This window comes from Mycobacterium sp. IDUB_21 (genome assembly GCF_055419425.1).
Genome location: NZ_JBVAXQ010000006.1, coordinates 169,965 through 196,415, shown reverse-complemented (window position 1 = coordinate 196,415; position 26,451 = coordinate 169,965). Strand labels below are relative to the sequence as shown.

Genomic DNA, 26,451 nt, shown 5'->3' with positions numbered 1-26,451 from the left:
TACCACGGATCGCCGGGGAGGCATCGTATGACCCACACGGTCGCCAGCAAGGTCACTGACACCACGGACGTGCCTGCGATCAACCTGCCCCCGGGTCCCCGGACACCCAAGATCATCTCGATCCTGCTCTTCACCCTGGCCCGGCGACAGCTGGTGGCGCGACTGACCCGCAAATACGGCACCGCGTTCACCGTCACCAGCCCGGTCTTCGGGTCGACGGTCTTCGTGACCGAACCGGAGCTGGCCAAGCAGGTGTTTCTGGCCAATCCCGAGGATCTCGGCAACATCCAGCCCAACCTGTCCCGGCTGCTGGGGCCCGGCTCGGTGTTCGCCCTCGACGGCGCCGAGCACCGGCGCCGGCGCAATCTGTTGAGTCCGCCTTTCCACGGCAAGAGCATTCGGGCCTACGAGCAGATCATCGTCGAGGAGACCCTCCGCGAGATCGCCGACTGGCCGACCGGGAAGCCGTTCGAAACGCTTGGGCCGATGAATCGGATCACCATCAACGTGATTTTGCGGGCGATCTTCGGAGCCGAAGGCGCTGAACTGGACCAATTGCGGGCCGGCCTGCCGAAATGGGTGACGCTGGGCTCGCGACTGGTGACGCTGCCCATCCCGATCCGCAACTACGGGCGGTTCACCCCATGGGGCCGGCTGGCCGCCTGGCGAGACCAGTACGAGACCATCCTGGACAAGCTGATCGACGACGTGCGGGCCGACCCGAACTTCGAGCACCGCACCGACGTGCTGACCCTGCTGCTGAGCAGCACCTACGACGACGGTACGACCATGACCCGCCAGGAGATCGGTGACGAACTGCTGACCTTTCTGGCGGCCGGCCATGAGACCACGGCGTCGACCATGGCCTGGGTGTTCGAGCGGCTGAGCCGCCATCCCGAACTGCTCGACGAACTGACCGTGGAGGCCGACGGGGACGAGAACACGCTGCGCCGCGCCACGATTCGGGAAGTGCAGCGGGTGCGCACCGTGATCGACTTCGCCGGCCGGCACGTCTACGCGCCCACCGTCCAGATCGGCGAATGGGTGATTCCCCGCGGGCACGGGGTGATCGTCGCGATCAACCAGATCCACCAGAACCCGGGCGCTTTCGCCGAGCCGGGTCGCCTCGATCCCCGGCGTTACCTCGACGGCAGCCCGTCGGCGTTCGAATGGCTGCCCTACGGCGGCGGCAGCCGACGCTGCCCGGGCTCGGCGTTCGCCAATCTGGAGATGGACTTGGTGCTGCGAACCGTGTTGCGGCACTTCACTATCGAACCCACCACCGCACCGGGGGAGAAGTACCACTCCCGGGGAGTGGCCTTCACCCCGAAGAACGGCGGACGGATCACCGTGCACCGCCGCGACTGACGCGGCTACGGCTGGCGCTGCAGCTGCCAGTCCGGCCTGATGTAGTGGCAGGTGTAGCCGCTGGGGAACCGCTCCAGGTAGTCCTGGTGTTCGGGTTCGGCCTCCCAGAAGTCACCGGCCGGGCTGACTTCGGTCACCACCTTGCCCGGCCAGCGCCCGGACGCCTCCACGTCGGCGATGGTGTCCAGCGCGACCCGGCGCTGCTCATCGTCGAGGTAGAAGATCGCCGAACGGTAGCTGGCCCCGACGTCGTTGCCCTGCCGGTCGCGGGTCGTCGGGTCGTGGATGGCGAAGAAGAACTCCAGCAGGCTGCGGTAGTCCGTCGCCCCCGGGTCGTAGGTGATCTCGATGGCCTCGGCATGGGTGCCGTGGTTGCGGTAGGTGGCGTTCGGTACCTCGCCGCCGGTGTAGCCGACCCGGGTGGCCACCACGCCGGGTTGCTTGCGGATCAGGTCCTGCATGCCCCAGAAGCAGCCTCCGGCCAGGATCGCCGTGGCGAAGCCGGTCTCTGAATTGGTCATGCCCCAGTATCCCCCGCGTGAACCCCGGCCATGCCTCGACAACGTCGATAGAACGTGTTCTAGTTCTTCGCATGACGAATCCGCAGTTCAGCCGCGCGGAGCTCGCGGCCGCATTTGACACCTTCGAGCAGACCGTCGCCCGCGCCGCCGAGACCAAGGACTGGGACGCCTGGGTGGGGCATTACACCCCCGACGTCGAGTACGTCGAGCACGCGATGGGCACCATGCACGGTCGTGACGAGGTGCGCAGCTGGATTCGTAAGACCATGTCGACCTTCCCGGGCAGCTACATGACCGAATTCCCGGCGCTGTGGTCGGTTATCGACGAGGCCGGCGGGCGGATCATCTGCGAACTGGACAACCCGATGCGCGACCCCGGCGACGGCACCATCATCAGCGCCACCAACATCTCGATCATCACCTACGCCGGTGACGGCCTGTGGTGCCGCCAGGAGGACATCTACAACCCGCTGCGCTTCGTCGCCGCGACGCTGAAGTGGTGCCGCAAAGCCCAGGAACTCGGCACCCTGGACGACGAGGCGGCCGCCTGGCTGCAGCAGTACGGGGGATAAGGCGTGATCGGCAAGCCCAAGCTCGTCATAGGCGCCAACGGCTTCCTCGGCTCACACGTCACCCGCCAGCTCGTCGATGCCGGTGAAAACGTGCGGGTCATGGTGCGCCCGAACGCCAACACCATCGGGATCGACGACCTCGACGTCACCCGGTTCCACGGTGACGTGTTCGATTCCGCCACGTTGCGCGAGGCGATGACCGGCTGCGACGACATCTACTACTGCGTCGTCGACACCCGGGCCTGGTTGCGCGATCCGGCCCCGCTGTTTCGCACCAACGTCGAGGGCCTGCGCAACGTACTCGAAGTGGCGATCGAGGAGCCGATCGCGGCCAACCTGCGCCGGTTCGTGTTCACCAGCAGCTACGTGACCGTCGGCCGCCGGCGCGGGCACGTCGCCACCGAGATCGACCAGATCAGCCGCCGCCGCCTCACCCCCTACGTGCGGTCCCGGGTGCAGGCCGAGGACCTGGTACTGCGCTACGCGGCCGAGGCCGCTCTGCCGGCGGTGGCGATGTGCGTGTCGAGCACCTACGGCGACGGCGACTGGGGCCGCACCCCGCACGGTGCATTCATCGCCGGCGCCGTCTACGGCAAGCTGCCGTTCATGATGGACGGCATTCGACTGGAGGCTGTCGGGGTCGACGACGCGGCGCAGGCGCTGATCCTGGCCGCCGGGCGCGGCCGCGACGGCGAGCGCTACCTGATCTCCGAGCGGATGATCACCAACCCCGAGGTGATCCGGATCGCCGCCGACGAGGCCGGGGTGCCGCCGCCGGCGCGGGCGATCTCGGTGCCGATGCTCTACGCGCTGGGGGCACTGGGCGCGCTGAAGGCCCGCCTGCGCGGCAAGGACGCCGAGCTCTCGCTGAAATCCGTGCGGATGATGCGCGCAGAGTCCGAGGTCGACCATTCCAAGGCGATGCAGGAGCTGGGCTGGAAGCCCCGGCCGGTCGAGGAATCGATCCGGGAGGCGGCACGTTTCTGGATGAAGCTGCGTGACGCCAGGAAGCTTGCCAAGAATTGAGGGACCGCCGCATGAGCGAACGACCAGTTCTCACCCCGACCGCCGAATACCCGATCACCGTGTCCCCGACCGGTGGCCGGGTCACGGTGCGGATCGGCGACGAAGTCGTTGCCGAAACCGACAACGCATTGACCCTGCAGGAATCGACGCGGCCTGCGGTGCAATACATTCCGCTGGCCGATGTCAGGCAGGAGGTGTTGAGCCGCACCGCGACGACCAGTTACTGCCCGTTCAAGGGCGACGCCGCCTACTACACGGTGACCACCGCGGCCGGGCAGACCGTCGCCGACGTGACCTGGACCTACGAGCAGCCGTTTCCCGCGGTCGCAGCGATCGCCGGACACGTGGCGTTCTACCCGGACAAGGCCGACATCAGCATCGCCTGACGGCTAAATTCCCAGTACCTGCCCGGCGAACCGCGTCTCGGTGTACTCGCGGACCGACACGATCCGGCCGTCGCGGGTGTCGACGATGAACACCAGCGGACTGTCGTAGTGGGCGCCATCGGCGGTGATGCAGTCGCCCTGCGCCTCGATCACCACGGTCTCGTGCTCGTTGATGCAGCGAAGCAGATCCAGGGTGACCCGTAGGCCGTGGCGGCGCTCCTCGACCTGCTGGCGCAGCGCGCTCGCATCGATCGCCTGGCGGTTCAGGATGCTCCAGTAGCTGAAGTCGTCGCTGACCAGGGTGAAGATCTCGTCCAGGTCGTCGTCGCCGCAGATGCCCTGCAGAAACATCCACGCCAATTCCGCCTGCGGATCGTCGAACGGGGTGCCCACCCCCTCATGGTGTCGTGGCAAAGCGAAGCGGTCAACGTGAACACGACGTCCCTATCATTACGTCATCAACAGTTCGCTTCGCCGTACCGTCACTTTCCCCGGCCCGGCCACTCCGGCGCTGACCCTGTCGCCGCTGCGCCGCGGGCCAGGCGACCCCTGCCTGCAAATCACCGACGGTGCGATCTGGCGGACCAGCCTGATGTCCAGTGGGCCGGTGACGGCGCGGATCACCCGGGCGGCGCCCGACGCGGTGGACTGCGTGGCGTGGGGCGTCGGCGCCGCGGAGTTCCTCGACGGCATACCGGGACTGTTGGGGGCCGACGACGACGCGAGGGACTTCACGCCGACCGAGCCGACGGTGGCCGCCGCGCACCGGCGCCTGCCGCACCTTCGACTCGGCAGAACCGGACGGGTGCTCGAAGCGCTCATCCCGGCCGTACTCGAACAGCGGGTGCCCGGCGCCGACGCGTTCCGGGCCTGGCGGGTGCTGGTCACCGAGTTCGGCGCCGAGGCGCCCGGGCCGGCGCCGGCGCGGATGCGGGTGCCACCGTCGGCCGAGGTGTGGCGGAGGATTCCGTCATGGAAGTTCCACGGCGCCAACGTCGACGGCGGCCGGGCCCGCACCGTCGTCGGCTGCGCGCAGCGGGCGGCGTCGCTGGAACGGCTGGTGAGCAGGCCGGCCGCGGAGGCGCAGGTGGCACTGATGTCGCTGCCCGGGGTCGGGGTGTGGACTGCGGCCGAGACGGCGCAGCGTGCCTTCGGCGACGCCGACGCGCTGTCGGTCGGCGACTACCACGTCGCGAAGATGATCGGCTGGACGCTGCTCGGTCATCCGATCGACGATGACGCCATGATCGAACTGCTCGAGCCGATGCGACCGCACCGGCACCGGGTGGTGCGGTTGCTGATCGAAAGTGGGCTGGCCGTCGAACCGCGGCGCGGGCCGCGGCTGGCGGTGCAGCGCATCAGCTCGCTGTGAACGGCTGTCCGGGGACTGAGGCACTCGCGGCGCTGACGAATCGACCCGAGTCGAGCGCATCGAGCAACTGCTCGGCTATCCAGGCGATCGCGGAGCTGTCGCGCGGTAGCAGCGCCTGCTCGTAACCGATCAGCATGTACATGCCCCAGCAGGCGAACAGGTGCGCCGGACGCTCCTCTTGCAGGACTTCCAGTGCCGACTCGTAGAGGATGTCGAAGCGTTGCTGGTCCACCTCGGCCTGCACCGCCTGCACCCGCGAATCCGCCGAACTCCAGGAGCGGATGGCGGCCTCGGCGCCGTGCGGCAGCGCCAGCCCGATCTGGATCAGGCTGTCGAGGCGTTCGCGTGGATCCGGCAGCGCGCGCACGAACTCCACGTGCTGGATGGTGCGGGCCTCCAGCCAGTGTTGAACCAGGTCGCGGGTGTAGACCGGCCAGCTGGCGAAATAGTGGTAGAACGAGCCCGTCGTCACGCCCAGTCGATTGCACACTTCGGCCAGCTTGAGGCCGCCGTAGCCCTGTTCGGACAGCACTTCGAGACCTGCCTCGAAATATGCCTGTCGGGATAGGACCGCGCCCATAAGTCGACTTTAGTTCGCCGCGGCCCCGGCGGGTACTGAACGCGGGATGCAGAAGTGAATGATCGTAATGCGGAATTTACTCGCGGGTAAGTGCGACGGTGGCAGAATTTTATCCATGTCAGAGGACAGGTTTCCCAGGCTCGGGCGCCCGCGCGGCGCTCGGTCGAACGTGACCCGGGAACGCATCGTGGTCGCTGCCAGCGGTGTCTTCGGCGAGTACGGCTACCACGCGGCGACCTTCCAGGCCGTTGCGGCGCGGGCGCATCTGACTCGCCCGGCGATCAACCACTACTTTCCGAACAAGCAGCTGCTCTACCAGGCGGTGCTGAACCGGAATGAAGCGATTCTCGACAATGCCGTCGAACGGGCGCGCACCGAGCACGGTCTGGTCTCGCGGGTGTCGTCGGTCATCTACGCGTTCGCCCAGCTCGGCGAAGAGGACCGCACGGCCGCGTCTTTCGCCGTCACCGCGGTGCTGGACGCGCAGCGTGACCCGGAACTGCGGCTATTGGTCGGTGACCTGCAGGGTCCCACCCGGCAGTTCCTCACCGAGACACTCACCGAGGCCATCGATCGGGGCGAGCTGGCCACGGCGGCGACGGTAGGCGACCTGACCGAGACACTGTTGGCCGTGTTGTGGGGAATCGGGTTCTACATGGCCGCCCTCGGCGATCGCGACGAGTCGGCGGCGGTGATCGCCAGCGTGCAGGCCTTATTGGCGAACCGACTCTGGCAACTGCACCAGCCGACGTCGGTGCCCCTAGCCGGAAGCAGTGAATAGCTCGCCTAACTTTTTCGGTAGCATGGCTTGCGACACCGACAGCAAGCTAGCGAGGTAACCGATGAGCACACTGCGTACCCATGACGACAGCTGGGACATCGCCACCAGCGTCGGCTCCACGGCGGTGATGGTGGCCGCTGCCCGCGCGGTCGAGACCGACAGCGCCGACCCGCTGATCTCCGATCCGTACGCGAAACTCCTGGTCGCCAAGGCTGGTACCGGCGTGTGGGAGACACTGCTCGACGACGCGCTGATCGACAAGCTGGAGTCCGTCGACCCCGAGATCGCCGCGGTGTATCACCACATGCGCAACTATCAGGCGGTCCGGACGCACTTCTTCGACGCGTACTTCGCCGACGCGGTCGACTCCGGTATCCGTCAAGTCGTGATCTTGGCCTCCGGCCTGGACTCCCGGGCCTACCGGCTGGACTGGCCGGCCGGCACCACGCTCTATGAGATCGACCAGCCGAAAGTCCTGGCCTACAAGGAGATGACGCTGGCGGCCAACGACGTGACGCCGTCGGTGCAGCACCGCGCGGTGGCCATCGACCTGCGGCAGGACTGGCCCGCCGCATTGACCGCCGCCGGCTTCGACCCCGCGGCCCCGACGGCGTGGCTGGCCGAGGGACTGCTGATGTATCTGCCGGCCGACGGCCAGGACCGGCTGTTCGACCAGATCACCGCGCTCAGTGCCCCCGGTAGCCGGATCGCAGCGGAGACCGCGGCCAACCACGCCGACCAGCGGCGCCAGGAGATGTCGGAGCGGTTCAAGAAGGTCGCCGAGCAGATCGGTCTGGAGCAAACCGTCGACGTGCAGGATCTGATCTACCACGATGAGCACCGTGCGGCGGTGTCCGAGTGGCTCAACGGGCACGGTTGGCGCGCCACCGCGCAGCACGCCACCGACGAGATGCGCCGCCTGGACCGCTGGGTGAACGTCCCGATGGGCGATGACGCGGATGCGTTCGCGGAGTTCGTCACCGCGGTGCGCGGCTGACCCGGGCGAATCCCGGCGGGCCCTTCTTGCGCCGATCGTGCGGCACGAGCGGTCGCTCAGCGGTAGGAATGGGCCATGACCACCACCATCGGTGTCGCGGACACCGTAGCCAGGCTCCGCAGCACCTTCGCCACCGGCCGGACCCGCGATGTGCAATGGCGGCGCACCCAGTTGCAGCGCCTCGAGCAGATGATGACCGAGAACGAGGCGCAGATCGCCGCTGCGCTGGCGACCGACCTGGACCGCAAGCCGTTCGAGGCGTGGCTGGCCGACAGTGCGGGCACCGCCGCCGAGGCCCGCTACGCGGCCAAACACGTCAAGAAATGGATGCGCCGCCGCCACCGACTCCTCGAGCTGGCCCAACTGCCCGGCCGCGGCTGGGTGGAGTACGAGCCCTACGGCACGGTGCTGATCATCGGCGCCTGGAACTTCCCGTTCTACCTGACGCTGGGGCCGCTGGTGGGCGCGATCGCCGCGGGAAACACCGTGGTGCTCAAGCCATCCGAAATCGCCCCCGCCTCGTCGCACCTGATGGCCGAGTTGGTGCCGCGCTACCTGGACACCGACGCGATCGTGGTGGTCGAAGGCGACGGGGCGGTGAGCCAGGAGTTGATCGCGCAGGGCTTCGATCGGGTGATGTTCACCGGCGGAACCGAGATCGGACGCAAGATCATGGCCGGCGCGGCCGAACACCTGACCCCGGTGACGCTTGAACTGGGCGGCAAGAGCCCGTGCATCGTGGCCGCCGACGCCGACATCGACGTCGCGGCCAAGCGGATCGCGTGGACCAAACTGCTGAACTCGGGCCAGACCTGCGTTGCACCGGATTACGTGTTGGCCGACGTCACGATCCGCGATGAGCTGGTCACCAAGATCGGCGAGGCCATCACCGGTTTCCGGGCGCAAGAGCCGCACGGCATGCGGATCGTCAACGAGCGTCAATTCGACCGTCTGACACGTTATCTGGCCGACACCAGCGGCACGGTGGCGCTCGGCGGCGGCTCCGACGCCGCGACACTGCGGATCGAACCGACCGTGGTCGTCGATCCCGACCCGTCCGAGGCGTTGATGACCAACGAGATCTTCGGGCCTATCCTTCCGGTGATCTCCGTCGAATCCGTCGATGACGCGATCGATTTCGTCAATGCCCGGCCAAAGCCGCTGGCGGCCTACCTGTTCACCAAGGCCCGCGCAGTTCGCGAGAAGGTGATCAACCGGGTGCCCTCGGGCGGCATGCTGGTCAACCACCTGGTGTTCCAGGTGTCCACCGCCAAGCTGCCCTTCGGCGGGGTCGGTCCGTCCGGGATGGGGGCCTACCACGGCCGGTGGGGCTTCGAGGAGTTCAGCCACCGCAAGACGGTGCTGACCAAGCCGACCCGACCCGACATGGCGCGCCTGATCTATCCCCCGTATACAGATAAGGCCTGGAAGTTGGCGCGCCGGTTGTTCTAGGCCGGTTTTAGCGCGGCGATCGAATCGAGGAAGGAAAGTCATGCCCGGAGTACAGGATCGTGTTGTCGTCGTCACCGGAGCCGGTGGAGGGTTGGGTCGTGAATACGCCTTGACGCTGGCCCGCGAGGGCGCCGCTGTGGTGGTCAACGATCTCGGTGGGGCCCGGGATGGCACCGGAGCCGGGCACAACATGGCCGACCACGTGGTCGCCGAGATCAAAGAGGCCGGCGGACGGGCCGTCGCCAACTACGACAGCGTCGCCGACGCCGACGGGGCGGCCAACATCATCAAGACCGCGGTCGACGAGTTCGGCAAGGTCGACGGCGTGGTCAGCAACGCCGGCATCCTGCGTGACGGCACCTTCCACAAGATGACCTTCGAGAACTGGAACGCCGTGCTGCAGGTGCACCTCTACGGCGGGTACAACGTGGTCCGCGCCGCCTGGCCGCACTTCCGCGAGCAGGGCTTCGGCCGGGTGGTGGTCGCCACCTCCACCAGTGGACTGTTCGGCAACTTCGGCCAGGCCAACTACGGGGCCGCCAAGCTCGGCCTGGTGGGCATGATCAACACGCTGGCCATCGAGGGCGCCAAGTACAACATCAAGGCCAACGCGATCGCGCCGATCGCCGCGACCCGCATGACCGAGGACATCCTGCCGGCGGAGGTGCTGGAGAAGCTCAAGCCCGAGTACGTCGCTCCGGTGGTGGCCTACCTGTGCACCGAAGAGGTCGCCGAGACCGGTTCGGTGTTCATCGCCGGCGGCGGCAAGGTGCAGCGGGCGGCGCTGTTCGAGAACGCCGGCGCCAACTTCGACAACCCGCCGTCGGTCGACGACATCGCGGCGCAGTGGTCGACGATCGCCGACCTGTCGGCGGCCAAGGCGGCCAACTTCTCGCTGCAGTAGGTGAGCTGCGCTGCTCGGCGCTCAGCCGAGCAGCGCGCCGCGCAGACCGTCCAGGTCGGCGGCGGTGACACCGGAGGCGTCCAGGAAGCCGTCCAGCGAGCCGAAGTTCTGCTCGATCGAGCGGTGGGCGGCTTCCAGATAGTCGGCGCGCACGCCGAGCACCTCGTCGGAGAGTCGGGCCTCGCTGAAGGTCAGTATCTCGGGGGTGATCTCGGCCTCGGGCCGCGACCGGATCATGTCCATGATGCGGTCACGCAGAATCGGTACGGCGGTGTTGCTGCGCAGGTAATCGGCCACCACGGCGTCGCGGTCGACGCCGGCCGCCTGCAGCACCACCGCGACGACGAACCCGGTGCGGTCCTTGCCGGCGAAGCAGTGCGCCAGCACCGGCCGGCCCGTCGCCAGCAGGGACACCACCCGGTGCACCGCTCGGCGGGATCCGCCCAGGGTCGGGAAGCGCTGGTACTCCTCGAGCATGTAGCGGGCGGCGACGTCGGCCGCGGAGTCCGCGTCGGGCTTCTCGGCCATCATCTTGCGGAACACGTCCTCGTGCGGCGAGGAACTGTCGGGTGACTGATCGGCCGCCAGGTCGGGGAAGGGCAGCAGGTGGATGTCGACACCGTCGGGCACCAGGCCCGGCCCGCGGCGCGTCACCTCCCGCGGTGACCGCAGATCGGCGACATCGCCGACACCGATCCGCCGCAGCTGTTCGCGGCCCCGATCGTCGAGGCGACTCAGCTCGCTGGACCGGAACAGCCGGCCCGGGCGCAGCACGCCGGTGGTCTCTGAAACGTCGCGAAAATTCCACGCCCCGGGCAGTTCTGGCTGGGAGGTCACCTGGTCACGATAAGACACGACCCACACGACGTCGTCGGCCAGACGCAAATGACCCCCGATCCGGGCTGGATCGAGGGTCGCCCGAGTCTGCTCGTCGGGATCAGATCGGCGGGTAGTTCTGTGGGGGGTAGCCGCCGCCGCCGTCGACGCCACGCAGGCCCCAGGTCAGGTACTTGAAGAAGAACTCGGCTTCGTCGGTTATCTCGTAATCCGGATTCGGATCGTAACCGTAACCAGGACCCATGTCATCAACCCCTCAGCTTGGATACCACCAGTTTAGTCGCCTCGTCAACGGCACGACACCGGACTGCATAGAATCCTTCCAACCAGTTGATTGATACGCCGATGACACCGGCCGGCCGGATAGCGAGTGCACATGCCAAACGACAAGGGTGCGTCGGGAAGTTCCCCCCAGGGGCCCTCCCGCCGCGAGGAGTTGCTCGCGGTCGCCACCAAGTTGTTCGCCGCCCGCGGCTACCACGGCACCCGCATGGACGACGTCGCCGATGTGGTCGGGCTGAACAAGGCGACGGTCTACCACTATTACGCGAGCAAGTCGCTGATCCTCTACGACATCTACCAGCAGGCCGCGGAACGGACGCTGGCCGCCGTGCACGATGACCCGTCCTGGACCGCTCGCGAGGCGCTCTACCAATACACGGCACGCCTGCTGGGCCAGATCGCCGAGAACCCGGAGGGCGCCGCGGTCTACTGGCAGGAGCAGCCCTACATCACCGAGTGGTTCACCGACGAACAGGTTGCCGAGGTCCGGGAGAAGGAGACCCAGGTCTATGAGCACGTGCACGGCCTGATCGACCGGGGTATCGCCAGCGGCGAGTTCTACCCCTGCGACTCGCATGTGCTGGCGCTCGGCTACATCGGCATGACGATGGGTGCCTACCGCTGGCTGCGGCCCAGCGGTAGGCGCAGCGCCAAGGAGATCGCCGCGGAGTTCTCCACGGCGCTGCTGCGTGGGCTGATCCGCGACGAGAAGATCCGCGTCGAGTCACCGCTGGGTGATTAGCCGGGCCTACTTGGCCGTCTTGAGAGTGCGGTCCAGGAACTCCAGCTGGTCGGCGACAACCCGCTCGAAGGCGTCGCCGACATAGATGTCGAAGTGCCCCTCCCGGTAGCGCTTCACCGTGCCGCGGGGGGCCCGCGCGGCGTGGCGCAGGGTGGGTCCCGGCGGGGCGACCGAGTCGGTGTCGCAGACGCAGAACAGGATCGGGCAGGCCACCTTGGCCGCCAGCCGGCCCGGACGGTAGGTGAGAATCTTCGTCGCGATCCGCGCGGCGACCTCGTTGCGTACGGTCTCTCCTTCCGGCACCAGCTTCAGGTAACCCGAATAGGCGTCCGGCGTGGTCATCAGCGCGACCTCCCCGGGGCGGCCGGCGGTGGCCACCATCACCGGCGGGTTGCCGAGCCGGGCAGCGACCAGATCACGTAGACCCAGCAGACTGACCCGCGCGGTGGTCAGCGGCGGAATGGTGCGCGCCGAGGCGATTCCGTCGGTGAAGGGGCACTGCGCCACCACCGCCGCCACCGGCAGCCGTGCCGCCGTGGCGATGACGTGCCCCCCGCTGAACGAGGTGCCCCACAAGCCGATCCGGGCCGGGTCGACACCGGCCAGGGTGTGCGCGAAGTCGACCGCGGCGGCCCAATCGGCCAGCTGCATGCCCACATCGAGCAACTGGCGCGGCGCGCCGTCGCTGTCGCCGAAGTTGCGGTAGTCGAACACCAGGCAGGCGTAGCCGGCGGCGGCGAACCGCTCGGCGTAGGCGTCCAGGCGCATCGTGCGTACCGCGCCCAGGCCGTGCGCCATGACCAGCAGTGGCGCGCCGCTCGGGCCGGCTGCGCCGGCTGGGTCGGGGCGGTACAGCCAGGCGCTGACTCGATCGGCGCCGGATCGGAAGGAGACGTCCTCGCGGTTAGCCATGTAGAGAAAGGTAGCGCGGCGTGTGGTAGACCGGGGCGGTGACGGCGAGCCTGCTGCAGAGTCTGGCCGAGGTGGTTGGACCCTCCTATGTCACCGACGATCCCGATGTGCTGGCCGGCCGCAGTGTCGATTACACCGGACGCTACCGCGGCCGGGCCGGTGCGCTGGTGCGCCCGGGATCGCCCGACGAGGTCGCTGCGGTGCTGCGGGTCTGCCGGGACGGCGGCGCCTACGTCACCGTCCAGGGCGGCCGCACCTCGCTGGTGGCCGGCACCGTCCCCGAACATGACGATGTGCTGCTGTCCACCGAGCGGCTGAACACCATCGGCGATGTCGACACCGTCGAGCGCCGGGTGAGCGTGGGCTCCGGTGTCACGCTCGCGGCGGTGCAACACGCCGCCGCGGCGGCCGACCTGGTGTTCGGTGTCGACCTGACTGCCCGCGACACCGCGACCGTGGGCGGGATGGCCTCGACCAACGCCGGCGGTCTGTGCACCGTGCACTACGGCAACATGGGCGAACAGGTGCTCGGCGCGCAGGTGGCGCTGCCCGACGGTTCACTGCTGGCCCGGCACAGCGCGGTGCGCGCCGACAACACCGGCTACAACCTGCCGGCCCTGTTCGTCGGTGCCGAGGGCACCCTGGGCGTCATCACCGGCCTGGATCTGAGGCTGCGCCCGGCACCGGCGCATCGGATCACCGCGGTCTGCGGCTTCGCCGACCTCGACGACCTGGTCGACGCCGCCCGGGTCTTCCGCGACCTGGACGGCATCGCGACGCTGGAGTTGATCGACGCCGGCGTCGCCGCGCTCACCGGGGAGCGACTCGGGGTCGCCGCGCCGGTGGGCGGGGACTGGCTGCTGCTGGTGGAGTTGGCCGGCGACACCGACCAGACCGATCGGCTCGCCGCCCTGCTGCGGCAGGTGTCGTCCGGCGACGAGCCGGCGGTCGGTGTTGACGCCGCCACCCGACAGCGGCTCTGGCGGCTGCGCGAGGCCGTGGCTGACGTGCTCGGGGCGTTCGGCCCACCGTTGAAATTCGATGTCTCGCTGCCGTTGTCCGCCGTCGCCGGGTTCGCCGCCGCGGCCGGCACCTTGGTGCGCAAGCTTGCGCCGGACGCGCTGCCGGTGCTGTTCGGCCATATCGGCGAGGGCAACCTGCACCTGAACGTGCTGCGCTGTTCGGCAGCGGCCGAACCGGGGCTCTACGCCGCAATGATGGAGCTCATCGCCGAGTGCGGCGGCAATGTCAGTTCCGAACACGGAGTGGGCAGCCGCAAGCGGGCCTACCTGCCGATGTCGCGCGGGCCGGCCGACATCGCGGCCATGCGGACGGTCAAAGCCGCGTTCGATCCGGCCGGCTATCTCAATGCCGCGGTGCTCTTCGACTAATCGCGGTGGCGGATTCCGACCGCCTGACGCAGCTGGGCGAGGAACTGGTCGGAGTCGTCACTGCGGATGATGTAGTGCGAGATGGCAATCCGGATGGCCGCCGCCGCCTTCACCGCCGCATCCGGGCCGGACAGCATCCGCTGCAGCCCCTCGCGCATCGGGACGATGATCCGGGAGAAGTCGCCGAGCACATGTTTGGGTTCGATGTCGATCATCCGTACCCCGGTGGACGAGTGCTGGTAGTCGACGATGAAACGCAGTGCCGCGTCGAGTTTCTCGGTGCCCTTCAATCCCTCGGTGGCTTGGCTGAGGCCACTGTCGAAGCTATGCCGCTCGTAGCGGGAGAACGCCGTGACCAGTTCCTCCTTCGACGGGAACCACCGGTACAGGGTAGGGCGTGACACCCCGGCCTGGGAGGCCACCTCGGACAGGCTGAGCTTGGTCATTCCGTTGCGACCGAGCACTTCGGCGGTGGCTGCGAGGATCCGCTGCCGGGTCGAACCGTCGGGGCTGTCCACCGTGCTGCGGGTCATAGCAGAGACTTTACAAAAAATAGCGAGACTGTCACGCTGGTTCGGTGCCTGGCCATCGTTCCTCACCGTCGCGGGGCCACTGGATAGGGCGGTAGGGCAATTATCGTGATCGAAGCGCCACAAGTCACGTGCGAGGAACGCAGCCATCCGCAGCGTGTCGTCATGGTCGTCACCGAGCCGTCCGGGATCGGGCGGGCAGCCGCGGCGCGGTTGGCCCTGAACGGGCACCTGGTGCTGATCGGTAGCAGGCACATCGAGAGTGCCGAGCGGTTCGCCGCGCAGCTTCGGGAGCGCGGAGACAGTGCGTTCGCCGCCCACCTGGATCTCGCCGACCCGCCGTCGATCGACGGGTTTCTGGCCGCCGCGGAATATCTCATCGGCACGCCCGACGTGCTCATCACCGATGTGGGCCTATCGGCGCCACCGTCCGGCGCGCACGGGGCACGGGTCGGGGCGCAAATCCTTGCCACCCGGGTGATTCCGGAGATGGTCGCACGTGGGCGCGGTGATGTCGTCCTGGTCAGCCCGGAATTGGCCGGGGTGAGCTGTGCCGGTGTCCGCCGGGAGTTCGACGCCTGGGCTGCGGCGTTGGATGCGGAATTCGTGGGTACCGAGGTGCGGGCGTCGATCATCCGGTCGGCACACCCGAGCGCCGCCGCGTCGACCGGCGATGCCGGGCGTCTGGTGGCCGGGATGATCACCGGCTCGCGGCTGCGGCTCGTCGAGTTGCTCCCGCCCGCCGTCGCGGCCTGCTAACGCCGTCGCACCAGCACTGACTGCTGGATGCCGGCCACCGCGCCCTGCTCGTCGAAGAGGGTGCCGATCGTCGTCCCGATGCCGTCCGGCCCGTAATTGGTCTCGGCGCGGATACCGATCCATTCGCCCTCGGGAATCCGGTGCACGTGCACCACCAGGTCGGTGTTGAGGAAGGTCCATTTCCTGATGTCGAGTTTGGTGCCGACACCGTTGGCATCGTCGGCCACCGCGAACAGCCGCTGCAGCGGGGTCATCGTCTCGCCGGCCACCAGGTCCACGATCGGTGAGATCCAGGATTCGCCGGCACCGGGGGCCAGCGGCTTGGTCAGCCACCGCCAATCCAGGCTGTGCACGTAGTTGCGATCCCAGTTCTCCTGCATGTTGTTACTGCGCGCCTCGCTGACCGGCCGCAGCGGAGCGGCCGAGGCGTGCATGACGTCACCGGTGTCCAAGGTCTGCAGCCGCCAACCGGTCGCGCGGGACACCGGTCGCGGATGTTGGTCGGGGCCCGGGGCCAGCATCTCGGCGCTGATCAGTTCGATCTGCTTGCCGGCCCGGTCGACCTGCGCGTGAACCCACAGCGCACCCTCGGCGGGAACCGGTCCCAACAGGTCGATGGCGACCCGGCTCAGCCGGGTGTCGTCCCGGGCCTCGTGGCGTTCCAGCGCCCGCACCAGCAGCGCCGAAACCGGTGCAGCGTGCTGGATCTGAGCCGACCAGGTACCGCGCACCAGATCGGTGGCACCGAACTTCTCGCCCCGCGGGTCGGCGGCATCCAGCAGTTCGTAGTAGGAGTCGGTCATCAGATGCCTTTCAGGGCAGCCCGGCGCCGGGTATCTCCACGGCCACCGTGTCCAAGCGGGATTCGCGAGTCCCGATCAGGCGCTTGGGGTAGGCACCGGGGCTCGACAGCAGGAACAGGGTGCGGCGCTTGGGCCCGCCCAGCGTGCAAGCGATCGCGGCCCGGTCGCCGACGTCGATGCGGTGGGTGACCGCGCCGCCCGGCACGATGCGCTCGAACTGATGGGCCAGCGTCATCGACGTCCAGACCCCGCCCGCCGCGTCGAGGGTGATGCCGTCCGGCGGCCCGTCGAGCGCATCGGCGAAGACTCGGCGGTCACGCAACCCGCCGTCGGCGCCGACCGTGAACGCCGTGAGCCGGCGGCCCATCGATTCGGCGACGATCAATGTGCGACCGTCCGGGGTGATCACCATCCCGTTGGGAAAGTCGAGGTCGGTGGCGACGGTGTGCACGCCCGCATCCGGATCGACCCGCACGACCACCCCACCGGAGTGGGCCTGCGAACCGATGTAGGCCCGGCCCGCCTTGTCGATCACCATGTCGCCGAGGTCGGCCGGGACGCAGCCGCTGAGGTCGACCAGCATGGTGACGGTGTCGCCGTCGTAGCAGAGCACCTGGCGGTCCTCGGCGGACGCGATCAGCAGCGATCCATCCGGGCGGAAGCCCAGCCCCGTCGGGGTGTGCCCGGGCAGGGGCACCGTGGTCATCGAGCCCTGCAGGTCAACGGTGTGGACCGCTTCGCCGAGCATGTCGGAGAACCACAGCATGCCCTCGAACCAGCGCGGACCCTCCCCGAAGCAGAAGCCGCCGGCCAGTGGGGCCGGCGTGAGCCCGGCTGCCGGGGTGTCGGATTCGAGGCGTGTTTCGGCGATGCTCAACACTGTCGTCCTCCTGTCCTGCGGGCGTGTACGAAATCAGGCCTACTTTACAAAACGTGACTGAAATGTCACGCTCGCGGAATGGTCCAGCCCACCAAACCCACCGACACATCCCCGTCCGCGCACTGGTCGGTCAGCGGCCTGCTCGACCTGTTCGAGGTGACGCCGGATGGCCAGGACCGCTTCACCGGTGCGACCGGCCTCGCCGGCGACGACGAACGGCAAGTGGTGGAAGGCACCCAACTGCTGGCGCAAGCCATCGTCGGGGCGGCGAAACGCTTCGGCGACAAGTCGATCCGATCGGTGCACGCCGTGTTCGCCCGGGCCGTCCTGGTCGGACCGCCGGCGGAGTACACCATCGACGTGATCAACGAGGGCCGCTCGACGGCCACCGCGGTCATTTCGGTACTGCAGAACGGAAAGCGCTGCGCCACGATGACGGTGCTCGCCGACGTCCCGACGGCCGACGTCATCACCCACCACCTGCCGCGCCCGGAAGTCGCCTCGCCGGCGCAGGCCAACCCCTGCGCGATGGCCATGGACGGACGTGAAGTGCGGCTGGTGGACGTCGTTGATGTCAACAGTCCCGACGAGGTGGGACCGCCCGAGCTCTACGCCTGGCTGCACTACGACCCCATCCCCGCACGCGACGACCTCGCGAAAGCGCTGATCGCTTATTTCACCGGTCATTTGGGCATCTCGACCACGATGCGCGCGCACGCGGGCATCGGCACCAGTCAGTCGCATCTGACCGTGTCCACCGCGCCGATGACCGTCACCGTGAGTTTCCACGAGCCGGTGCGCTGGAACGGCTGGATTCTCTACGGCCACGAGAGCACCCAGGTGGGCGCGGGGATGTCCTACGTCCGCGGCACCGTGCACACCGAGGAGGGTGAGCTCATCGCGTCCTTCGTCCAGGACGGTCTCATCCGCCCGCTGCGCACCAGCGACAACAAGATCGCCGAACAAGCGCGGCTATAGCGCAGCGGCCGGCTCCGGCAGTTCGGCGAACCCGTCGGCACGGGTCATATCGAAGCTGAAAAACCCTGCAATGGGCTGACTCTCGGGTGGTGGATCCGGATAACTCCACGCCACGTCCTCGACGAGCGTCTCACCGATGACCGCGGACCAGTACGTCGCGTAGCCCTTGTAGTTGCAGTAGGTCGAGGTGGTCGACGCCTGAAGCAGGTCGGTGCGGACGTGCTCGGCCGCGACGTAGAGCCGGGTCTGCACGGAGGTCTCGAAGACGATGACCGTGTCATCGGTGTCCACCAGGAGCACGCCGCCGACCTCGACGCGCAGTGCCCGCCTGGTGGGCCGGCAGTCGACCCGGTGATACGGGTTGGGCGGGTAGTGCACCAGTTGGCGGCCCTCCTCGAACCAGGCGTCCACGGCATCCCACGGGACCTGCACGTACCCGGGTGCCTCGGGCACCGCTCGATGCGGCAGATCGCCGACGGTCTCGGCTGCAAAGGCGTAGCTGAGCGGCTGACCTCGGCGATGCACCAGCAGGACGCGTTCGGTGTCCAGCACCGTGCGATCAGCGCGGACCGCCTGAACCCGGCGGGGGTGCGGCTCGACGTACACCAGGTCCGTGGAGATCTCGGGGGAGAACCAGCCGGCTCGTTCGGTGCTGAGCGGGCCGTGTCCGGCGACCAGACTCACTTCGCCTCACCCCTTTCCACGACGGTGTTCAACGATTCGTGACTTTACAACTTCAGCGTCAACTGTAATATCTCCCAGAGTTGCGCCACGCGGACGGGAGACCCTCGTGCGGCCGGTGGCGCCGTCTGAGATTCTCACGACGAGCTGGGATGATGCGATGACGAGCACCGCTGCGACGCTGGACCCGCTACCCGAGTACCGGCATCTGCGCTACCGCCTCGATGTCATTGCGCTCGACATCGCCGGTCTGGTGCAGGCGGCCGGCGGGTGGCTGTATCACCGGGTGGCGACCGGCTGGGACGTCAACGTGATGGTGCCGTCGGGCCAGAACCTACGGCCGCTGCAGATCCTGGGTGTGCAGACCACCGACCTGGAGACCGAACTGTCCGCACCGCCCGGCGCCGTGGCGGGCCACGGGCTGGCCGTCGTCGCCGATGCCTTCGTGGCCGACCCGCGGATCGGCGAGCGGGTGCAGTTGGCGCTGCGGCGCAGCCTGACCGAGGTCGTGCTGTGGGGTGAGAGTTGGCCGGTGGCGGTGAATCACCGGCTCAGCGCGGTGCGCCACGTGCTCACACCGGCGGGGCGGGTGTTCAAGAGGGAGGCGCTGACTGCCGCCGACGCCCGGGTCGACGACCGGGCCGACGACCCCGAGGTTTTCCGCAGTGACCGAAAGCGCTGTCTGCCTGTCGATTCCGATCTGACACCGGTCGATTGATGCGCAAGCACTACGACCACACGCTGCTGTATCTGCACGAGACGATCGACCTCGGCCGCGGTCTGGCCGTCGAATTCACCGAGGCATTCGCCGGCATCTACCAGCCGATGATGACCGAGCTGGGCGCCCGGTTGTTCGCGCTGTGGGAGACCACCCGCTACAACGGACACTGGCCGCAGGTCACGATCATCTGGGAGATCGACGCGTTCGCCGACTACGCCCGCATCGGACGGGCGCAGCGCCGCGGAGGCAGCCACGCCCAGCCCGCCGCCGACTGGTCGGCGTACCTCGCCGGGATCGGCGCATCGGGGGAGGGTCGCATCATGTATCCCGGCCCGCACAACAAGACCCTGTCGCAGCTCTGCGCCGCCGGCTTCGATGCCACCCTGGTGATTCAGGAGATCATGCAGACCAAGCCCGGCCGGCAGGATGACTACATCCGGGAGCTGGAGCGCCTGTACGTGCCGTGGTCGGAACGCACCGGCAAACGCTGGCTCGGTTCGTTCACCACCACGTTCCGCTTCAACGAGGTCATCCACTACTGGGCGCTCGACGGCGACTGGGATTGCTTCGCCGAACACTATCCGTCCTGGAAGGGGCAACCGCCGGCCGAGATCGTGACGTGGATGAGTGTGGCGCCGGCGCTGCGAGACGGCTGGGAGGACTCGATCCTGCAGGCCCTGCCGCCCGCCCCGCTCCAAGGGGGCGCGGCGTGAAAACAGTTGCGGAACCGGACTTCTCCTACGACCCGTTCGACCCGGCGGTGATGGCCGACCCGCTCCCGTATTATCGCGTGCTGCGTGACCACCACCCGGTGTACTACGTACCGAAGTGGGATCTGTACGCCTTATCCCGATTCGATGACATCTGGGATGTGCTGGGGATCAGTGACGGCACATTCGTCGCCTCCGAGGGAACGCTGCCCGCGGCCAACGTACTGGCGCAGCACAACAGCGGGCCGGTCCCCGATCCACCCCTGCATCCGCTGCCGTTCCACGCCGTCTTCGACAAGCCGATCTACGACGACATCCGCCGGCTGCAGTCACCGGCGTTTCGGCCCCGGTCGGTGGCCGACTGGGCGGATCGGATCCGCACGCTGGCCAATCAGCGCCTCGATGAGCTGCTGCCGCAGGGCAGCTTCGACCTGACCTGTGACTACGGCGGAATCGTGGTGGCCCAGGTGGTTTGCGAACTGCTGGGCATCCCCATCGGTTTCGCGCCAGACGTGCTGGCCGCGGTGAACGCCGGCAGCCTGGCCGAGGCAGGCAGCGGGGTCGACACCGCCCGGGCCCGGCCCAACTACCTGGAACATCTCGTCCCGGCCGTGCAACGTCGGCGCGCCGAACAGCGCGGCGAGCTCCCGATCGTGGACGGCATGTTGACCTACCGGCTGCCGGACGGTAGCGCGCTCGACGACATCGAAGCGGCAACCCAGCTGCTGTGCATCTACATCGGCGGCACCGAGACGGTGCCCAAGATCGTCGCGCACGGATTGTGGGAGCTGGCTCGCCGCCCCGATCAACTCGCCGCGGTGCGAGCCGACCTGGCCGGAGTGGAGCTGGCCCGCGAGGAGATGTTCCGGTATTGCGCGCCGGCGCAATGGTTCGCGCGCACGGCCCGCAAACCGTTCACCCTGCACGACACCACCATCACGCCGGGCCAGCGCATCATCACGTTGCTGGCCTCGGCGAGCCGCGATGAGCGCCAGTACCCCGACCCCGACGAATTCCATTGGAACCGGCCGATCAAACGATCGTTGGCCTTCGGCCGCGGACAGCACTTCTGCATCGGCTATCACCTGGCCCGCCTCGAAGTGACTGTCCTGGTGCAGGAATGGCTGCGCCGGGTCGGCGACTACCGCATTGTCGAAGACGGTGCGACCAGGTTGCCCTCGAGTTTCCAGTGGGGCTGGAACACTATTCCGGTGGAGGTCTGAAACATGTGGGCACACCGGCTTATCGCGCCATACGAATTCGAGCGGATCGAGGTCCCCGACCTCACCGAGCACCAGGTCGCCGACGGGCAGGTGCTGCTGGCCTTCGTCGCCGCCGGAGTGTGCGGCAGCGACATTCCGGCCTTCCGTGGGGCGCAGGGCAGGCTGCCCGGTGACAGCGGTGCCGGCGCGGCGGAGAAGAACGGCTTCCCGATCCACGAGATCGTCGGGGACGTGATCACCAGTCGACATCCCAGGCATCGTCCCGGCGATCGCGTTGTCGGCTGGGCGTCGGGCTTCGACGGCCTGATGCAGCGGGTGGTCAGCGACGGCGACGGACTCGCCGACTACGACCCGACCCTGGCTCCTGCCGAAGCGGTGGGCCTGCAGCCGCTGGCGTGCGTGCTCTACGCCGTCGAACAGCTTCCCGATCTGGCCGGCCGCCACGTGGCGATACTCGGCCAGGGCTCGATCGGTCTGCTGTTCAGTGCCGTGGCCAAAGCGGCCGGCGCGCGGCGGGTCACCGGCGTCGACCCGGTCGACCGGCGAGATGTCGCTGCCGCCTTCGGCGTCGACACCGTCGTGCGGTCCACCAGCGACCGCTGGGTGCATCACCTGGACACCACCGACCGGCCCGAGATCGTGATCGAGGCGGTCGGCCACCAGGTCGCCACCCTGGGTCACGCCATCGAAGCAGTCGCACCCGGCGGCACGGTGTTCTACTTCGGCGTTCCCGACGACGACAGCTACCCGATCAGCATGCGCACCATGCTGCGCAACAACCTGACGCTGATAGCGGGTGTCACCCACGACCGCGGGCGGATGCTGGAAGCCGCCGGCAAGTTCGCTGCCGATCATCCCGATCTGCTGGGCAACTACGTCACCCACGTCTTCGGTTTCGACGACGCCCAGGCCGCCTTCGAGTTGGCGACCCGTCCGGTACCGGACCGGGTCAAGATCGCGATCGTCGCATGATGTCGGCGCTGCGGGTCGCGCTGGCGAACCGGACACCGCTGTGGGGCGGCTGGATCACCGGGCCGACGGTGCTGGGCCCGGAGGAGTTCGCCCGCGCGGGCTACGACTACGTGGGTTTCGATGCCCAACACAGCTACCTCGACGACGCCGAGATCGCGGGAATGCTGCGGCATGTCGAACACCTGCCGATCGCCACCGCGGTGCGGCTGCCGAATGCGGATCCGGCGCCGATCGGCAGGGTGCTCGACGCCGGGGCCGACGCGGTCATCATCGCGATGATCGAGACCGCCGAGCAGGCGGCGGCGGCGGTGGCAGCCACCCGCTATCCGCCGGCCGGGGTGCGAAGCTTCGGTCCGCTGCGATCAGGTTTGGGCCGTGACCTGAGCGCCCTGGAATCCCGTGCGGATGTGTTCGCGATGATCGAAACCGCTGCAGCACTTGCCGATGTGGAGCAGATCTGTGCGGTGCCCGGACTGGCCGGGATCTACGTCGGGCCCGCCGATCTGGCGATCTCGCTGGGCGTGGAAGTTGCCCAGGCCACCACCCATCCCGACCTGCACGACGCGATGACACGGATCCATCGCGCGGCGTCGGCGGCGGGCGTGATCGCCGCGATACACGGCGGTTCCGGTGCGGCAGGACGCAAGCTGGCCGGGCTGGGCTACCAGATGATCACGCTGGCAGCCGAATCCCAGGCATTACGGTGCGGGGCGCTCGAGTATCTCAACGAGGCCAGAGGCAGCCACTGATGACCGAAGCACAGGTAGCACTGGTCACCGGCGCCGCCCGCGGTCAGGGGTGGGCGATCGTCGAACGACTGCGAGCCGACGGGTTCGCGGTGGCCGCCTGCGACATCAACGAAGCGGAGCTGGTTGCCGCCGTCAGCAAGCGGGCCGACGACGCGGTGATCGGTATTCCGCTCGATGTGACCTCCCGGGCGCAGTGGGATGCCGCGGTGAACGCGACCGTGGCGCGTTTCGGGGCGCTGACCGCACTGGTCAACAACGCCGGTGTGCTGCACCGGGCCGCGATCGCCGAGGAGACACCGGACGGTTTCGAAAATGCTTGGCGGGTCAACTGTCTCGGACCGTTCCTGGGTATCCAGGCGGCGCTGGGGCACCTTCGCAAGGCTGACGGTGCCGCCATCGTGAACACCTGCAGCACCGGTGCGATCCGCCCCTTTCCGCAGCACAGCGCCTACGGATCATCGAAGTGGGCGTTGCGCGGACTGACCCAGACCGTCGCGGCCGAACTCGCGACGTCGGGCATCCGGGTCAATGCGGTGTTTCCCGGGCCGATCGCCACCCCGATGCTCGACGACACCACCCAACAACGACTTGCCGCGGTGGCCGCAAACGGCCGGCTCGGCCGGCCGGGCGAGGTGGCCGATGCGGTGGCCTTCCTGGTTTCGTCGGCAGCGTCGTTCGTCACCGGCGCGGAACTCATCGTGGACGGCGGCCAGTGCCTGCAGATCCGATGACCTCCCGGAAGTCGGGTCTGTCCGTCGGCATCATCGGTGCCGGCCCGGGCGGGCTCGCGCTGGGAATCCTGCTGCGGCGCGCGGGGTTCTCCGACTTCACCATCTTCGACCGTGAGGACGGCGTCGGGGGTACCTGGCGGATCAACACCTATCCGGGACTGGCGTGCGACGTCAAATCGCACCTGTACTCCTACTCCTTCGACCTGAACCCGCATTGGTCGCGGCAGTGGTCGAAGCAACCCGAGATCCTGGCGTACTTCGAACGCTGCGCCATCGACCACGGTCTCGAGCCGCACTTGATGCTGCGCACCGAGATCCGCTCGGCACGCTGGGAGCAAGACCGTCGCCAGTGGTGCCTGGTGACCGGCGACGGTATCGAGCACCGGTTCGACATCATGGTCTCGGCGGTCGGCCTGTTCACCCGGCCGGTGCTGCCCGACTTGGTTGAGGAGCAGCCGTTCACCGGCACCGTGATGCACTCGGCGCGCTGGGATCACTCGGTGCGACTCGACGGCGCCAGGGTCGCCGTGCTCGGGACCGGTTCCACCGCAGCGCAGTTGGTGCCGGAGTTGGCCGAGGTCGCCGCGAAGGTCTATTCGGTGCAGCGGTCGCCGACCTGGATCCTGCCCAAACCGGATCGGCGCTACACGCCGCGGGAGCGCTGGGTGTTCACCCGTGTCCCGTTGGCCAAGCGGCTCTACCGGATGCGGCTGTGGCTGCGCAGCGAGGCGAACATCTCGGTGATCGAGAACGGCAGCGACAAGACCCGCGACTTCACCGCCACCGCTCGAGAGTTGCTGGACAACAACATCGCCGACCAGCGGCTGCGAGCCGCGCTGACCCCCGACCACCCGCTGGGCTGCAAACGTCTGGTCTTCTCCTCCGACTACCTGCCCGCACTGGCGCGGCCCAACGTCGAGGTGGTGACCAGCCCGGCCAAGGCACTGCGTTCCCGGTCCCTGGTCACCGAGGACGGCACCGAGTGCGAGGTCGACGTGGTGGTCTGCGCGACCGGGTATGCCGCGGCCGACTACCTCGGCCAGATCGAGGTGACCGGCGAAGCCGGCACCACGCTGCGGCAGGCGTGGCACGACGAGCCGCGTGCCTACCTGGGCATGACGATGCCCGGATTCCCCAACTTCTTCATGCTCTACGGACCCAACACCAACGTCGGCTCCAACAGCGTGATCTTCGTGTTGGAAGCCCAGGCGCGCTACATCGTCCGGGTGCTCCGACACCTGCGGCGCAGACGCAAGACCTATGTCGCGGTACGGCCCGCCACGCTGGCCGACTTCATCACCAAGATCGACCGCTGGATGCACGGCACCGTATGGACAACGCGGTGCAGCAACTATTTTCGGGCGGCCAACGGCCGCGTGGTCACCCAGTGGCCGCGCAGTGCGGGCGCCTTCTGGGCGATGACCCGCCGCTTCCGGCCGGCCGACTTCAACTTCGAGCAGCCGGTCAGCGCGGATCGAACATGATGACCTGGCGCACCGCGGCGCCGTCGGCCAACCGGTCCATCGCCTCATTGATGTCGTCGAGGGTGATGGTCGCCGACACCAGCTGTTGCACGGGCAGCCGCCCGGCACGCCACAGCGCGACGAATTTCGGGATGTCGCGGGCGGGCACCGCCGAGCCGAGATAGCTACCGATCAGTGACCGGCCCTCGGCGACGAAGCCCAGCGGGGACACGCTGATCCGGGCATCGGGAGGCGGCAGTCCGACGGTGATGGTGCGGCCTCCGGGGGCGGTCAGTGCGATCGCGGTCTGCAACGCGGCCGGATGTCCGGCAGCCTCGATCACCATCGGGGCGCGTACGCCGGCGTCGACGGCCTGCTGCGGTGTGTAGGTGCGCTGCACGCCCAGACTGCTGGCCGCGGCGAGCTTTTCGGGGAGCTGATCGATGGCGATCACATCGACACCATCGTGGGCCAGCACGGTCAGCACCGCCGCCATGCCGACGCCGCCGAGTCCGACCACGGCCACCGTCTGCCCGGGGGCCGGGCGGGCCACGTTCAGCACCGCCCCGCCGCCGGTCAGCACCGCGCACCCCAGCAGCGCCGCCACCGACGGCGGTACGTCGTCGGGCACCGGTACGGCACTGGTCGCGCTGACCACCGCGTGGGTCGCGAAACCGGAGACACCGAGATGGTGGAAGACCGGTTGCCCGGCCCGGTGCAGCCGGATCCCGCCGCCGATCAGGGTGCCGGCGCCGTTGGCCGCGCTGCCGGGCTCGCAGGGGGTCAGGCCGTCGGTGGCGCACGCCGGGCAATGCCCGCACCGGGGCAGGAACGTCAGCACCACCCGCTGCCCGCGGATGACCGTGTCCACGCCGGCACCGACGTCCTCGACGATGCCGGCGGCCTCATGGCCGAGCAGCATCGGCACCGGCCGCACCCGATTGCCGTCCACCACCGACAGGTCGGAGTGGCAGATCCCGGCGGCTTCCACCCGGACCAGCAGTTCCCCGGGGCCGGGGAGCGCCAGGTCCAGCTCTGTCACCGCGAGCGGCCGTGACCGGGCGTAGGGGCGTGGCGCCCCGATCCGCTCCAGCACCGCGCCGCGGATGGCAACCATGTTGGAATACA

At 68.3% G+C, this 26,451-nt stretch carries 31 protein-coding genes; 20 read left to right on the top strand and 11 right to left on the bottom strand.

The window, feature by feature from the left end; all coding sequences use genetic code 11:
• The first annotated feature begins 27 nt into the window (after positions 1–27).
• On the top strand, positions 28–1,368 hold the full coding sequence (locus ACZYY4_RS11745; RefSeq protein WP_463810146.1) for a cytochrome P450: 1,341 nt from the start codon (positions 28–30) through the stop codon (positions 1,366–1,368).
• A 5-nt stretch (positions 1,369–1,373) separates the two neighbouring features.
• Here ACZYY4_RS11745 and msrA read toward each other — a convergent pair whose 3' ends face one another.
• Positions 1,374–1,889 (bottom strand): peptide-methionine (S)-S-oxide reductase MsrA, encoded by a 516-nt coding sequence (msrA, locus tag ACZYY4_RS11740; RefSeq protein ID WP_463810145.1) that lies wholly within the window; start codon positions 1,887–1,889, stop codon positions 1,374–1,376.
• 71 nt (positions 1,890–1,960) lie between these two features.
• Between msrA and ACZYY4_RS11735 the strand changes: the two genes are divergently transcribed.
• From ACZYY4_RS11735 to ACZYY4_RS11725, 3 genes are read left to right on the top strand one after another with little or no spacing between them, the layout of a single operon-like run.
• Positions 1,961–2,461, top strand: coding sequence for a nuclear transport factor 2 family protein (locus ACZYY4_RS11735; RefSeq protein WP_463810144.1), 501 nt, complete (start codon positions 1,961–1,963; stop codon positions 2,459–2,461).
• A 6-nt stretch (positions 2,462–2,467) separates the two neighbouring features.
• Entirely contained in the window at positions 2,468–3,487 is a 1,020-nt protein-coding gene (locus ACZYY4_RS11730; protein WP_463810223.1) for an NAD-dependent epimerase/dehydratase family protein, read from the top strand.
• 11 nt (positions 3,488–3,498) lie between these two features.
• Complete coding sequence (locus tag ACZYY4_RS11725; RefSeq protein ID WP_463810143.1) at positions 3,499–3,873, top strand: DUF427 domain-containing protein; 375 nt, start codon at positions 3,499–3,501, stop codon at positions 3,871–3,873.
• Positions 3,874–3,876: 3 nt separating this feature from the next.
• Here ACZYY4_RS11725 and ACZYY4_RS11720 read toward each other — a convergent pair whose 3' ends face one another.
• Positions 3,877–4,266, bottom strand: coding sequence for a nuclear transport factor 2 family protein (locus tag ACZYY4_RS11720; protein ID WP_463810142.1), 390 nt, complete (start codon positions 4,264–4,266; stop codon positions 3,877–3,879).
• A gap of 64 nt (positions 4,267–4,330) precedes the next feature.
• Between ACZYY4_RS11720 and ACZYY4_RS11715 the strand changes: the two genes are divergently transcribed.
• A complete protein-coding gene (locus ACZYY4_RS11715; protein ID WP_463810222.1) occupies positions 4,331–5,245 on the top strand; it encodes a DNA-3-methyladenine glycosylase family protein in 915 nt (304 codons plus the stop codon).
• Here the strand turns inward: ACZYY4_RS11715 and ACZYY4_RS11710 are convergent.
• Positions 5,232–5,825, bottom strand: coding sequence for a TetR/AcrR family transcriptional regulator (locus ACZYY4_RS11710; RefSeq protein WP_463810141.1), 594 nt, complete (start codon positions 5,823–5,825; stop codon positions 5,232–5,234). The two genes, ACZYY4_RS11715 and ACZYY4_RS11710, sit on opposite strands and share 14 nt — an antisense overlap.
• Before the next feature lie 115 nt (positions 5,826–5,940).
• Here ACZYY4_RS11710 and ACZYY4_RS11705 point away from each other — a divergent pair, with 115 nt between their 5' ends.
• The 4 genes from ACZYY4_RS11705 to ACZYY4_RS11690 all read left to right on the top strand — a co-directional run bounded on the left by ACZYY4_RS11705 (position 5,941) and on the right by ACZYY4_RS11690 (position 9,959).
• Positions 5,941–6,606 carry a TetR/AcrR family transcriptional regulator gene (locus tag ACZYY4_RS11705; RefSeq protein ID WP_463810140.1) on the top strand — a complete coding sequence of 222 codons (666 nt, stop codon included), beginning with the start codon at positions 5,941–5,943 and terminating at the stop codon, positions 6,604–6,606.
• A gap of 61 nt (positions 6,607–6,667) precedes the next feature.
• On the top strand, positions 6,668–7,603 hold the full coding sequence (locus ACZYY4_RS11700) for a class I SAM-dependent methyltransferase (protein ID WP_463810139.1): 936 nt from the start codon (positions 6,668–6,670) through the stop codon (positions 7,601–7,603).
• 75 nt (positions 7,604–7,678) lie between these two features.
• Positions 7,679–9,055 carry an aldehyde dehydrogenase family protein gene (locus ACZYY4_RS11695; RefSeq protein WP_463810138.1) on the top strand — a complete coding sequence of 459 codons (1,377 nt, stop codon included), beginning with the start codon at positions 7,679–7,681 and terminating at the stop codon, positions 9,053–9,055.
• Between the two features lie 40 nt (positions 9,056–9,095).
• On the top strand, positions 9,096–9,959 hold the full coding sequence (locus ACZYY4_RS11690; protein ID WP_463810137.1) for an SDR family NAD(P)-dependent oxidoreductase: 864 nt from the start codon (positions 9,096–9,098) through the stop codon (positions 9,957–9,959).
• Positions 9,960–9,980: 21 nt separating this feature from the next.
• Here ACZYY4_RS11690 and ACZYY4_RS11685 read toward each other — a convergent pair whose 3' ends face one another.
• Both ACZYY4_RS11685 and ACZYY4_RS11680 read right to left on the bottom strand, forming a co-directional pair.
• On the bottom strand, positions 9,981–10,796 hold the full coding sequence (locus ACZYY4_RS11685; RefSeq protein ID WP_463810136.1) for a tyrosine-protein phosphatase: 816 nt from the start codon (positions 10,794–10,796) through the stop codon (positions 9,981–9,983).
• Between the two features lie 100 nt (positions 10,797–10,896).
• On the bottom strand, positions 10,897–11,040 hold the full coding sequence (locus tag ACZYY4_RS11680; RefSeq protein ID WP_109535621.1) for a hypothetical protein: 144 nt from the start codon (positions 11,038–11,040) through the stop codon (positions 10,897–10,899).
• Positions 11,041–11,172: 132 nt separating this feature from the next.
• Between ACZYY4_RS11680 and ACZYY4_RS11675 the strand changes: the two genes are divergently transcribed.
• Positions 11,173–11,820 (top strand): TetR/AcrR family transcriptional regulator, encoded by a 648-nt coding sequence (locus tag ACZYY4_RS11675; RefSeq protein ID WP_463810135.1) that lies wholly within the window; start codon positions 11,173–11,175, stop codon positions 11,818–11,820.
• Between the two features lie 6 nt (positions 11,821–11,826).
• Here the strand turns inward: ACZYY4_RS11675 and ACZYY4_RS11670 are convergent, their stop codons facing one another.
• Positions 11,827–12,732, bottom strand: coding sequence for an alpha/beta hydrolase (locus ACZYY4_RS11670; protein ID WP_463810134.1), 906 nt, complete (start codon positions 12,730–12,732; stop codon positions 11,827–11,829).
• A gap of 50 nt (positions 12,733–12,782) precedes the next feature.
• Here ACZYY4_RS11670 and ACZYY4_RS11665 point away from each other — a divergent pair, with 50 nt between their 5' ends.
• Positions 12,783–14,123: an FAD-binding oxidoreductase gene (locus ACZYY4_RS11665; RefSeq protein ID WP_463810221.1), complete on the top strand. Its 1,341-nt coding sequence runs from the start codon at positions 12,783–12,785 to the stop codon at positions 14,121–14,123.
• On the opposite strand, the gene ACZYY4_RS11660 is transcribed toward ACZYY4_RS11665, so the two are convergent.
• Entirely contained in the window at positions 14,120–14,656 is a 537-nt protein-coding gene (locus ACZYY4_RS11660) for a TetR/AcrR family transcriptional regulator (RefSeq protein ID WP_463810133.1), read from the bottom strand. The genes ACZYY4_RS11665 and ACZYY4_RS11660 overlap by 4 nt on opposite strands.
• A 162-nt stretch (positions 14,657–14,818) precedes the next feature.
• Here ACZYY4_RS11660 and ACZYY4_RS11655 point away from each other — a divergent pair, with 162 nt between their 5' ends.
• On the top strand, positions 14,819–15,412 hold the full coding sequence (locus ACZYY4_RS11655; protein WP_463810132.1) for an SDR family NAD(P)-dependent oxidoreductase: 594 nt from the start codon (positions 14,819–14,821) through the stop codon (positions 15,410–15,412).
• On the opposite strand, the gene ACZYY4_RS11650 is transcribed toward ACZYY4_RS11655, so the two are convergent.
• Both ACZYY4_RS11650 and ACZYY4_RS11645 read right to left on the bottom strand, forming a co-directional pair.
• Entirely contained in the window at positions 15,409–16,215 is an 807-nt protein-coding gene (locus ACZYY4_RS11650; RefSeq protein ID WP_463810131.1) for a thioesterase family protein, read from the bottom strand. The genes ACZYY4_RS11655 and ACZYY4_RS11650 overlap by 4 nt on opposite strands.
• Before the next feature lie 10 nt (positions 16,216–16,225).
• The gene (locus ACZYY4_RS11645; RefSeq protein WP_463810130.1) at positions 16,226–17,095 is read right to left on the bottom strand and encodes an SMP-30/gluconolactonase/LRE family protein; all 870 of its coding nucleotides are present in this window, start codon (positions 17,093–17,095) and stop codon (positions 16,226–16,228) included.
• Between the two features lie 78 nt (positions 17,096–17,173).
• On the opposite strand from ACZYY4_RS11645, the gene ACZYY4_RS11640 reads away from it, so the two are divergent.
• On the top strand, positions 17,174–18,073 hold the full coding sequence (locus tag ACZYY4_RS11640) for an acyl-CoA thioesterase (RefSeq protein WP_463810129.1): 900 nt from the start codon (positions 17,174–17,176) through the stop codon (positions 18,071–18,073).
• Here the strand turns inward: ACZYY4_RS11640 and ACZYY4_RS11635 are convergent.
• The gene (locus tag ACZYY4_RS11635; RefSeq protein WP_463810128.1) at positions 18,068–18,757 is read right to left on the bottom strand and encodes a DUF427 domain-containing protein; all 690 of its coding nucleotides are present in this window, start codon (positions 18,755–18,757) and stop codon (positions 18,068–18,070) included. The two genes, ACZYY4_RS11640 and ACZYY4_RS11635, sit on opposite strands and share 6 nt — an antisense overlap.
• A gap of 157 nt (positions 18,758–18,914) precedes the next feature.
• Between ACZYY4_RS11635 and ACZYY4_RS11630 the strand changes: the two genes are divergently transcribed.
• Genes ACZYY4_RS11630 through ACZYY4_RS11600 form a run of 7 tightly spaced genes read left to right on the top strand, consistent with a single transcriptional unit; the run spans position 18,915 to position 25,344 of the window.
• Complete coding sequence (locus ACZYY4_RS11630) at positions 18,915–19,472, top strand: hypothetical protein (protein ID WP_463810127.1); 558 nt, start codon at positions 18,915–18,917, stop codon at positions 19,470–19,472.
• A complete protein-coding gene (locus tag ACZYY4_RS11625; RefSeq protein WP_463810126.1) occupies positions 19,472–20,188 on the top strand; it encodes an NIPSNAP family protein in 717 nt (238 codons plus the stop codon). Before ACZYY4_RS11630 ends, ACZYY4_RS11625 begins: the two co-directional genes overlap by 1 nt.
• Before the next feature lie 50 nt (positions 20,189–20,238).
• Entirely contained in the window at positions 20,239–21,408 is a 1,170-nt protein-coding gene (locus tag ACZYY4_RS11620) for a cytochrome P450 (protein ID WP_463810220.1), read from the top strand.
• A 3-nt stretch (positions 21,409–21,411) separates the two neighbouring features.
• Positions 21,412–22,380 (top strand): zinc-binding dehydrogenase, encoded by a 969-nt coding sequence (locus tag ACZYY4_RS11615; protein ID WP_463810125.1) that lies wholly within the window; start codon positions 21,412–21,414, stop codon positions 22,378–22,380.
• Complete coding sequence (locus ACZYY4_RS11610; RefSeq protein ID WP_463810124.1) at positions 22,377–23,129, top strand: HpcH/HpaI aldolase family protein; 753 nt, start codon at positions 22,377–22,379, stop codon at positions 23,127–23,129. Before ACZYY4_RS11615 ends, ACZYY4_RS11610 begins: the two co-directional genes overlap by 4 nt.
• Positions 23,129–23,860, top strand: coding sequence for an SDR family NAD(P)-dependent oxidoreductase (locus ACZYY4_RS11605; RefSeq protein ID WP_463810123.1), 732 nt, complete (start codon positions 23,129–23,131; stop codon positions 23,858–23,860). Before ACZYY4_RS11610 ends, ACZYY4_RS11605 begins: the two co-directional genes overlap by 1 nt.
• On the top strand, positions 23,857–25,344 hold the full coding sequence (locus ACZYY4_RS11600; RefSeq protein WP_463810122.1) for a flavin-containing monooxygenase: 1,488 nt from the start codon (positions 23,857–23,859) through the stop codon (positions 25,342–25,344). The genes ACZYY4_RS11605 and ACZYY4_RS11600 overlap by 4 nt, the downstream gene beginning before the upstream one ends.
• On the opposite strand, the gene ACZYY4_RS11595 is transcribed toward ACZYY4_RS11600, so the two are convergent.
• Positions 25,325–26,440, bottom strand: coding sequence for an alcohol dehydrogenase catalytic domain-containing protein (locus ACZYY4_RS11595; protein WP_463810121.1), 1,116 nt, complete (start codon positions 26,438–26,440; stop codon positions 25,325–25,327). The two genes, ACZYY4_RS11600 and ACZYY4_RS11595, sit on opposite strands and share 20 nt — an antisense overlap.
• Positions 26,441–26,451: the final 11 nt, after the last annotated feature.